General features: G+C 42.5%; 7 protein-coding genes and 2 pseudogenes. 6 read left to right on the top strand and 3 right to left on the bottom strand.

Going from position 1 to position 8,725, the window contains the following annotated elements; genetic code table 11:
• The 5 genes from BUB85_RS22620 to BUB85_RS13515 form a co-directional block, all read left to right on the top strand.
• Nucleotides 1-256: BspA family leucine-rich repeat surface protein (locus BUB85_RS22620; protein WP_143160734.1), on the top strand; the 256-nt coding region annotated here is incomplete at its 5' end.
• 83 nt (nucleotides 257-339) lie between these two features.
• Nucleotides 340-669: a hypothetical protein gene (locus BUB85_RS13530; protein WP_073111414.1), complete on the top strand. Its 330-nt coding sequence runs from the start codon at nucleotides 340-342 to the stop codon at nucleotides 667-669.
• Nucleotides 669-950: a carbohydrate-binding protein gene (locus BUB85_RS13525; protein WP_143160732.1), complete on the top strand. Its 282-nt coding sequence runs from the start codon at nucleotides 669-671 to the stop codon at nucleotides 948-950. The genes BUB85_RS13530 and BUB85_RS13525 overlap by 1 nt, the downstream gene beginning before the upstream one ends.
• A 14-nt stretch (nucleotides 951-964) precedes the next feature.
• The gene (locus tag BUB85_RS13520; protein ID WP_242945428.1) at nucleotides 965-1,450 is read left to right on the top strand and encodes a phage holin family protein; all 486 of its coding nucleotides are present in this window, start codon (nucleotides 965-967) and stop codon (nucleotides 1,448-1,450) included.
• A gap of 45 nt (nucleotides 1,451-1,495) precedes the next feature.
• Nucleotides 1,496-2,629, top strand: a complete 1,134-nt coding sequence (locus BUB85_RS13515; RefSeq protein ID WP_073111407.1) for a GH25 family lysozyme — start codon at nucleotides 1,496-1,498, stop codon at nucleotides 2,627-2,629.
• Nucleotides 2,630-2,684: 55 nt separating this feature from the next.
• On the opposite strand, the pseudogene BUB85_RS22615 reads toward BUB85_RS13515, so the two are convergent.
• The 3 genes and pseudogenes from BUB85_RS22615 to BUB85_RS13495 all read right to left on the bottom strand — a co-directional run.
• Nucleotides 2,685-2,825 (bottom strand): annotated as a pseudogene (locus BUB85_RS22615) (ABC transporter substrate-binding protein); the annotation flags it as partial.
• Nucleotides 2,812-4,737, bottom strand: a complete 1,926-nt coding sequence (locus BUB85_RS13505) for a recombinase family protein (RefSeq protein ID WP_073111405.1) — start codon at nucleotides 4,735-4,737, stop codon at nucleotides 2,812-2,814. The pseudogene BUB85_RS22615 and the gene BUB85_RS13505, both read right to left, overlap by 14 nt.
• 539 nt (nucleotides 4,738-5,276) lie before the next feature.
• Complete coding sequence (locus BUB85_RS13495; protein ID WP_073111401.1) at nucleotides 5,277-8,141, bottom strand: response regulator; 2,865 nt, start codon at nucleotides 8,139-8,141, stop codon at nucleotides 5,277-5,279.
• A 373-nt stretch (nucleotides 8,142-8,514) separates the two neighbouring features.
• Here BUB85_RS13495 and BUB85_RS13490 point away from each other — a divergent pair.
• Nucleotides 8,515-8,725 (top strand): annotated as a pseudogene (locus tag BUB85_RS13490) (ISNCY family transposase); the annotation flags it as partial.

Below are 8,725 nucleotides of genomic sequence, written 5' to 3'. Positions count from 1 at the left end.
TTGTTCATCATTAAAAACCATAGACCTTAGTGGTTTTAATATGAGCAACGTGACGATTATGTTTGATATGTTCATGTACTGTTCAAACTTAACTGTTTTGAATTTGAGTAATTGGGATGTAAGTAAGGTTACTAATTATTCGGGCGTATTCAGAGGATGCAAGATAAATGGTGTATTAGTAAATCGAGCTAACATAACCGCTTGGAATTGGAACCTCGGAACACTAACAGAAGATCAGATAGCGAAAATGTTCTAGCAGAGGAGAAAACGTATGGAAATCAGAGCACGACCGCACACGCGGTCTTTTATTTTACCGAAAACAGGAAGGAGAATGGCTATATGAAAATGATTTTAAGTGATGGAACGGAAGTGCAGATTGAAGACAGTTTGTTATCTGGATCAATTATTGTGAAGTCCGAAACAAAAGAGGAATTAATGGAAACTTGGGACATGCTTACACCGGATAAGCTTTATAAGGTGGACATTGTGCAGAAAGAAGATGTTATCCGCTCCATGCATGGAGTCTGCATAGATTCAGTGCAGATTGTTATAAATCCGGATGGTACGCTGACAACGCACTTCTATATAAGAGAGACGTCCACCGGATCCATGTCGAAAGATTCAGATTATGTCAAGGCGGCGAAAATTCTACTCGGAGAGGAGGTGTAATGATGGATGTTGTTGAAAGAGCCAAGGAGCTGCGAAAGCAGATTGAGGACAATGCGGCGCAGATGAGTGACTGCATGGCAATGGAGTACAAGGAACTTTTCCCCGAATGGAATGCGGATGGCGTGACGTACAAAACAGGAAACAGGGTGAAATACGATGGCACCATATATCGTGTGATTCAGGATCATGTTTCACAGGAGAAGTGGACACCGGATGCGGCGACAAGCCTGTTTGCAAATGTTACTATACTAGACACAGAAACAATCACAGAAAGAGAATGAGGTTTATGGATAAAATGGAAAAATATTTTTTAGCAATACAGGTGTTTTTAGCTGGCGTTGTTGCGTGGATCAGTGACAAATTAGGAATTTTATTTCCTATATTATGCGTTTTGCTATTCTTGATGGTAGTGGATTATCTGACCGGGATGGCGGCGAGCAAGGCGGAGGCGATAGATCATCCGGATAATCCGGAATATGGTTGGAACTCTAAGAAGGGTCTGAAAGGGATTCTAAAGAAATTCGGCTACATATGCATTATTGCTGTAGCAATGGTTTTGGATTACATCATTATGACGATCGGTGGAAAACTTGGGTTTGAGATACATGCATCCGCATTCTTTGGGCTTGCAATCTCCATCTGGTACATCCTTAATGAATTATTGTCTATAACAGAAAATGCAGGGAGGATGGGGGCAGATGTTCCAGAGTGGCTTATTAAGTATATAGCAGTACTGAAAAACAAAATTGATGACAGCGGGGAAAATGAGAGCGGAAAGTAGTTAACAGCAGGTTATGTGCGACGTCGCACACAGAAAGGAATTATTATGTTGAATGGAATTGATATCGCAAGTTATCAGGCAGGAATAGATCTTGGTGCGGTTCCTTGTGATTTTGCTATCATTAAGGCTACACAAGGGACTAGTTATGTGAATCCGGATTGTGACCGAGCATTCCAGAATGGAGTGGCGGCAGGGAAAAAACTTGGTGTTTACCATTATGCAGGAGGCGGTGGTGCGGTTGCAGAGGCTGATTTTTTCATTGATCAGATTCAGGGCTATATCGGGAAAGCGATTCTGGTATTGGACTGGGAGGCCGACCAGAATCCAAATTTTGGAAACGTTGCCTATGCAAAAGAATTTATGGATCGTGTGACACAAAAAACTGGTGTCAAACCGATGATCTATATGTCTATGAGTGTAACGCGTCAGCAGGATTGGTCTAGTTTAGTTGCAGCTAATTACGGATTGTGGGTGGCGCAATATCCGGATTATAATAAAACTGGATATCAGACAGAACCATGGATCGATGGAGAGGGCACCGGCGCATGGCCGGGATATGCGATGTTACAGTATACATCGAGCGGCTGCCTTGCAAACTGGGGAGGGTGTCTGGATCTTGATTTGTTTTATGGTGATACCGCGGCATGGGACGCATATGCTGGAGCAACAAGTGCGCCGACTAAGATCGAAGTAAAACCAAAACAGATTCCCGGAATGGCAAAGAATAAAGTGGGGCTGAAGTATGCAGGCCACGTGCAAGACATTGGTGATTGTTCGGTAGTTCGAGATGGACAAGTAGCTGGAACTACGGGGTTCTCAAAACGATTGGAAGCAATCACCGTTGACGTGGATGTCTTGAGAAAAGTAAAAGGTTATGAAAATCTGAAGATGAACGTCCTAGTACACGTGCAGGATATCGGTGATAAGACGTATGAAAATATCAAATCGACTACTGTGATCGGAACCAAAGGGGAGGGCCGCAGACTGGAAGGGATTGAATTTGAAGTCACTGGCCTGCCGACGGGCAGGGTGTTAAAATTCCAAGTACATGAGCAGGACAAAGGATGGAGCACCATCGCGACAGCGAGTGATATCGGAGCATTCCGTGGAAGTGTCGGAGAGAGCCGCAGAATCGAAGCAATTAAAATTTGGATAGATGATAAAAGTGAGGCTCGGTAAAGAAAAAGCCCGGGCGCGCAGGTATAAATTTGGTGGTGTAGTTTACGCCTCTCACAACTGTAAAATCCCCTTGCCCACCAGCAAAAGCCGCGGCTGTAGAACCGAAATCGATACTCTGGTTAATTGAAAGATCCTTAGCTGGATCAATACCCTGGTCTTTCAGGATAAATTCAAAAACCATTTCAGGCATACCGCCTGCCTGCACCATATCCATGTAAATGTGTATCATAGGATGCGTCAGACGGTATGCCTTTCAGGAAATTTGCAATCAATTCTTCAATTTCTTCTCTGGTCTTGATGATTGTATAAGGCTTTAAAGTGTTATCAGCAGGTTCTATCAATCCCTTTGCTATCATTATCTGTATATAAGGAAGTACAGATTTTTTTGACTTTTTGTAGCCGATATCTGTTAATTTTGTTGAAAGATATTTAGCAGAAGTAAAACCTCTTGTATCTTCACGAATCAGTTTCATGGCAGCAAGAATGATTTCGTTCTCACGTTTGTTGAGTTCCTCTGCTGGGCTGTATTGAATCAAACCAGATAGACCGTATTTTAATATAATATCGGGGAGACCGTTTTCATCGACTTCAATTCTTTCGATGAGAATTTCAATATCTTTTCTGTTTAAAGTCCCTTTTTGAATGATGCTGTCTACAACTTCAAGGGCAGTCGATAATTTCTGTTTTACATTTGGTGTTTCTAAAGTGGTTTCGTTTAATTCCTGCAATTGTAGTTCCAGAGCGTGAATATGTGCCAAAATATCATTTTGAAGAGCCTCATAGCTTTCTGTAATCAGTTCCTCATTGTCCGCATGAGATGCTATATCTTTGACTTTCTGGGCAAATAATGATTTTAACTGTTTTTTTTGTTCGTCACTGAGTTCGGTAATCTCTTTTCGTTTTACTTCCACAGATTTCTTTTCTGTTTCAAAGTCTTTCAAATCATAGGTGGCAATCATTTCACACAAGGAGTTTCGGCATAGACGAATATAACCTACAACATCTTCCATTAAATCTTTTTCATTTATCAAGTGTGCTTTTGTACAGTGTCGCTTTCCTTTGCTGTTATAGGTACTGCAAATGTAATATTTCCGTTCCCCATTTGTTGTCTTTCGCACAATTGGAGTGAGCCGATTGTCACAATCTTTACAGAATAGACAAGTACCAAATGGATTGGGAATTTCACTTCCAGCCCATTGTCCATGACTTCCTCGATAGTTATTCCGAACTCTTTTTTCTTTCATATCCTGTACAAGTTCAAATGTCAGCTTATCAATGATTGCAGGGTGGTGGTTTTCAAAAATATACTGTTCTTCCTTTGGTACTCGTTTGTCTTTGCCATGAACTGTTGCTCTGGAGCGTTTGTGAAGACGATAAGTGCCTATGTAGAAATCATTATCTAAAATATCTTTTACCATACCGTCAGACCATTCCGATGCAATATGTCGTTTGCTGATTTTTCCATCTTCAAGTTCTCTTTGACGGCGAATCATAGAGGGTGTCGGGACATGGTTTGCTGTAAGAAATGTTGCGATTTTGCGATATCCACACCCATGCATATAAAGTTCATAAATCTGCCGTATCTGCCTGGCTTCCAGTGGCACAACTTCGATGAGTTCTTTGTCTTTTTTATTTCGGGTATATCCGAATGGTACGTGTGTCAAAAGTGTTCCCTCTTTCTGACGTGCGCCTAAAACACGCCGAATTTTTTTGCTGGTGTCTTTTACAAATTTTTCATTATACCATGTTTTAATACCTATCACATCATCATCCGGGGTGAACGAATCATAATTATCATCGATTACAATCAACCGTTTGCCACGCTCTTGAAATTCGTCTAAGAGCAGTAATACTTTTGCATTGTGACGTCCAAGACGAGAGAAATCCTTTACATAAACAGTATCAACATCCTTGTCTAAATCTGCAATCAGATTGTTAAAGCCCGGCCGGTCAAATTTATAACCTGATACGCCATCATCTTCGTACCAGCGGTCTATCGCAATCCCTTGAGAAGCAGTGTGCTGATTGATAATCAGTTTTTGATTTTCAATGGAAATGTAATTACGTTTATCATCATCTCTCGATAATCTAACATAGCCTACATTCATATATATTCTCCTTCATAGAAATTTGTTTATAAGCACTATGTAAATACGGGATATATCATAAAAAAGGATATGTCAATGGAGATTATCAAGAAAATGATTTTTGATTAATTCCTTTAATCCGTTATGTATATTCGTTTTGCTAATACCATCTTGATATATAACAACACGAAAACCCATGGCGGTGTATTTCATTTTCTCTTGTGACAAAGCTTCTTCTGTTTCAAAGTCAGACTTCCAGAGATAGTAAGTGGGCTTCGCCAAGGTATCACTCCCTTCATGTAATTGCCCTTATACACAAGGTATGCGGGAGAATTAAATTAGTGCGTGTCTAAGCGGATATATTTTCAGATGGTAGGTCAAAACAGGTCATACCATCTTAATTCTATAATATGAAAAAGCAAGAAAAGGCAGGAATGCAATGATAAAATATGTTTTCGGCAAAAGAGCATCCCGGAACCCATTCAATCCCGGCATGCTCTATCGTTTTTTTATAATCGCCTAACAGCTCCTGCCAGTAATCACGGCTTATCTGCAGGGGCTTATTTTCCCAGATATTTCTGCAGTACTTCATACAAAGCTGCGACAGCAATCGGCTTTGTCACATGCTCATTCATTCCATGTGCGAGTGATTCGCTGACATCCTCGGCAAAAGCATTCGCACTCATGGCAATGATCGGCAGCTGTGAATCTGCTCTATCCAGTCCGCGAATCTGCTCTGTGGCCTGGTGTCCATCCATGACCGGCATGCGGATATCCATGAGGACCATATCATAGTAGTAAAGAGGTGATTTTTCAAATTGCTCTACCGCCAGCTGTCCATTGGCTGCGGTCTCAACCTGTATTCCTACATTTTCCAACAGCTTTTTAGCGATTTCTACGTTCAGCGGATGATCCTCCGCCAACAGTATGCGCTTATGTTCAAAATGGTAAGTCATGCCCGGCATTTCGGGTGCAAAAGCTTCCGGATCGGTCTGTCCGGCAGGCTCCCCGCATTTGTCAAGACACAAAATCACACTGAATTCGGTCCCTACGCCGACCTTGCTCTTTACGGAGATGGTTCCCTGCATCAATGATACCAGATTTTTTACAATGGCAAGACCAAGACCGGTTCCACTGTGTTCACTGGTCTGCCCCACCTCTTCACGCTCAAAATCATCATAGATTTTTGGCAGAAACTCTTCTGATATGCCAATTCCATTATCACGTACCATAAACAGAATCGCAGCTTTGTCTTCATTTTCGGATAATTTCCGAACATCAAATTCTACCAGGCCTCCCCGATTTGTAAATTTCACGGCATTGTTTAATAAATTGATAAAAACCTGCTGCAGCCGCAGCTTATCCATCAAAAATACCTGCGACGGGATGTCTGTCCCATTGCTGTTATAGGTAATCTCCTTCGCTTCTGCCAGCGGCCGGATAATGGTATCCACCATTGGAATAAACTCTGCAATTGTGCATGGTTTCTGATCCAGTATGACCTTATGGCTCTCAATGCGGGCCATATCCAGAATGTCGTTGATCAAGGCCAGCAGATGCCCCGATGCATGATCCATTTTCGTCAGATATTCCCGACTTTCCAGTGAGGTGGACGGGGTTGTCAGGAGAATTTGGGTGATACCCATGATGGCATTCATCGGGGTTCGAATCTCATGGCTCATGCGGGAGAGAAATTCTGATTTGGCTGCATTTGCCTTTTCCGCCAAAGTCACTGCCTCGCGCAATTCTTCATTCTTCTGTGCCAATACTTCATTTTTCTTTGAGCGAATTTTGGCAGCGTATAGCAAAGACACCACCACCGCAATTACGAAGATAAGCAGCGTTGCCAAACCCACAAAAAACAGCGGATATCTTCGCAGCAGCCCGCCAAGCGACAGTGGTGCGGCTTCGATATTGGTATTATTGGCAATATACTTGTCAATATTCTCCTCCGTTATCTGCAGCAGCGATTTGTTTATGACCGAATAGAGCATCTGCGCAGATGTCTCTGATTCTGCCTGTAGGCCTGCCCCTCCAGCCGTTTCCGCTACCCCAAAGGAAATCGGTATCGATTCCATATTGGTGGATGCAATTGCCAACTCCGGATAGTTATCCAGGAAACTATCTGACTGCATCAAATAGGAATTTAAAAACATAACATCCGCCTTGCCGCTTTCCACCAGATCAAGGCCTTCCTCGACCGATTCCGCAGTCAAAAATGTCCAGTTTGTATGCGATGTTTTCATATATTCCTGGCTTCCGACAAAATTGGAAAGCAGTACCGCAGTAACATTCATGCCGGAAGTAATCATGCTGTTCTTTTTGGCCACGCCTACCAGATATTCATTCATATAAGAAGTTGTGAATGTCATCTGATATTGCTTGGAAATCGAATCATTCCCATAGACCCCAGTCAGCAGAGCGACCTCGCCTATCTTTGCCAGCTCCCAGGCCTTTTTAAAAGAGTCCGTCTGCTTTATTTCAAAGGTCAAGCCGCTAATTTCCGAAATGCGCTTTAAAAGATCCACATCGATTCCCTTAAAGCTGCTGCTTTTAGAATCGTACCAGGAAAATGGATAATTATCGGCATCACAGGCAACCGTGACCGGCGCAGCCTGTCCGATAAACTGAGTTTCCTCCTTGGAAAAGCTCTGTATCTGCCGCGCTATCGCCCCATAATACTTTTCCATTAAATTTATTGCAAATTTAGGTGTCTGCAGTTTCATCTGATACATGGCGTCATTGAGCGCAGGCAGTATCGTTGTATCACTTTTGCGGGTAATAAAATAAGTGGGCATATAGTCAAATTCTGCCAACAGCTTTTGATTCTCTGCAATGCTCATATTGCCGGTCACAATAGCGTCTACTTCTTTGTCTTCCAGTCCCTGATTCAGTTCCTTCATTGTGGAATAGTATTGTGTCTGATAACGGAAGCCTTTTTGAGCAGCAAATTCCTCGAATTTCGTATTCAAAAAATTTCCTTCGATCATACCCACGGCAAGACCGTCAAAATGATCATAATCCTCGAAATACAGTTCTTCCTCATCCGCCCGGGTCAAAAACGCAACGTAATCAATGAAGCATTCCAAGGTGCTGTAATTGTATTCCTGTGCGCGTTGCGGACTGTACTCCGCCGGGAGCAGCAGGTCAATCTTACCTTCCTTGAGCCACTGCATACATTCATTCCAGGTACCGTTGACATATTCATAGTTCCAGCCAGTGTATTTGGACAATTCCCCCAGATACTCCGCACCATACCCGGAGGCCGTTCCATCCTCGTTCAGCACTAAAAAACTGTCAATATCAACGCAGCCCACGCGAATCGTTGTTTTTGTCGTTGTCTGCGCAGCAAAAACAGGTATGACTGTCCCCACCAATAATAAGATACACAAGAGTATCGCTGTTGTCTTTTTGACATTTTTCATATTCCGCCCCCATGTTGTTTTCGACTACCTCTCTAAATCTCGCCAGCCTGCAGGCTGCATACGAGATATCTCTGAAAAAACGCTGTATTTACTCTGAAAAAAGAAGCCCCAGGGCAGATCCCCATGCTATATGCATCGGTCTGCCTTGGGGCTTCTTTTCCTCTCGTAACCCTCCAGAACAGTTACTCCTATTTATATATTACTACAGGGATCTATTTTGTCAAGTTTTACTATCCCTGAGTTTCCGCAGATATGAACCATTTATGATAATGTCCTTATATACCACAAGGGGAAATGTCCCAAGTATGGTATACTGACTCCTGCTTATAATTTAGAACAGGAGGAATTCATTATCAGAAAGGTTATATTAGATATGGACGAACAAAAGAAATATGAAGTGATTAAAGGGCTTGCTGACCATCCAAGTCCAAACAAAGAACGAGCTGCTCTTACACTTGGCTGCACAGTACGCCACATCAACCGCATGCTTGCTGGTTACACAAAATCAGGGAAAGAATACTTTGTACACGGTAACAAAGGCCGTAAGCCCGCCAATACCATCCCTGAGGCAACAAAGGTTATTG

Origin of the sequence: Hespellia stercorisuis DSM 15480, assembly GCF_900142165.1 — a bacterium.
Lineage (GTDB): Bacteria > Bacillota > Clostridia > Lachnospirales > Lachnospiraceae > Hespellia > Hespellia stercorisuis.
The sequence above is the reverse complement of the archived record's forward strand: the minus strand, read 5'-3'. Positions and strand labels throughout refer to the sequence as shown.

Excerpts from the sequence above, each read along its gene's own strand:
- BUB85_RS13530 (WP_073111414.1), top strand. The coding sequence starts at position 340 with ATGAAAATGATTTTAAGTGATGGAACGGAAGTGCAGATTGAAGACAGT.
- BUB85_RS13515 (WP_073111407.1), top strand. The coding sequence starts at position 1,496 with ATGTTGAATGGAATTGATATCGCAAGTTATCAGGCAGGAATAGATCTT.
- BUB85_RS13520 (WP_242945428.1), top strand. The coding sequence starts at position 965 with ATGGAAAAATATTTTTTAGCAATACAGGTGTTTTTAGCTGGCGTTGTT.
- BUB85_RS13525 (WP_143160732.1), top strand. The coding sequence starts at position 669 with ATGATGGATGTTGTTGAAAGAGCCAAGGAGCTGCGAAAGCAGATTGAG.
- BUB85_RS13505 (WP_073111405.1), bottom strand. The coding sequence starts at position 4,737 with ATGAATGTAGGCTATGTTAGATTATCGAGAGATGATGATAAACGTAAT.
- BUB85_RS13495 (WP_073111401.1), bottom strand. The coding sequence starts at position 8,141 with ATGAAAAATGTCAAAAAGACAACAGCGATACTCTTGTGTATCTTATTA.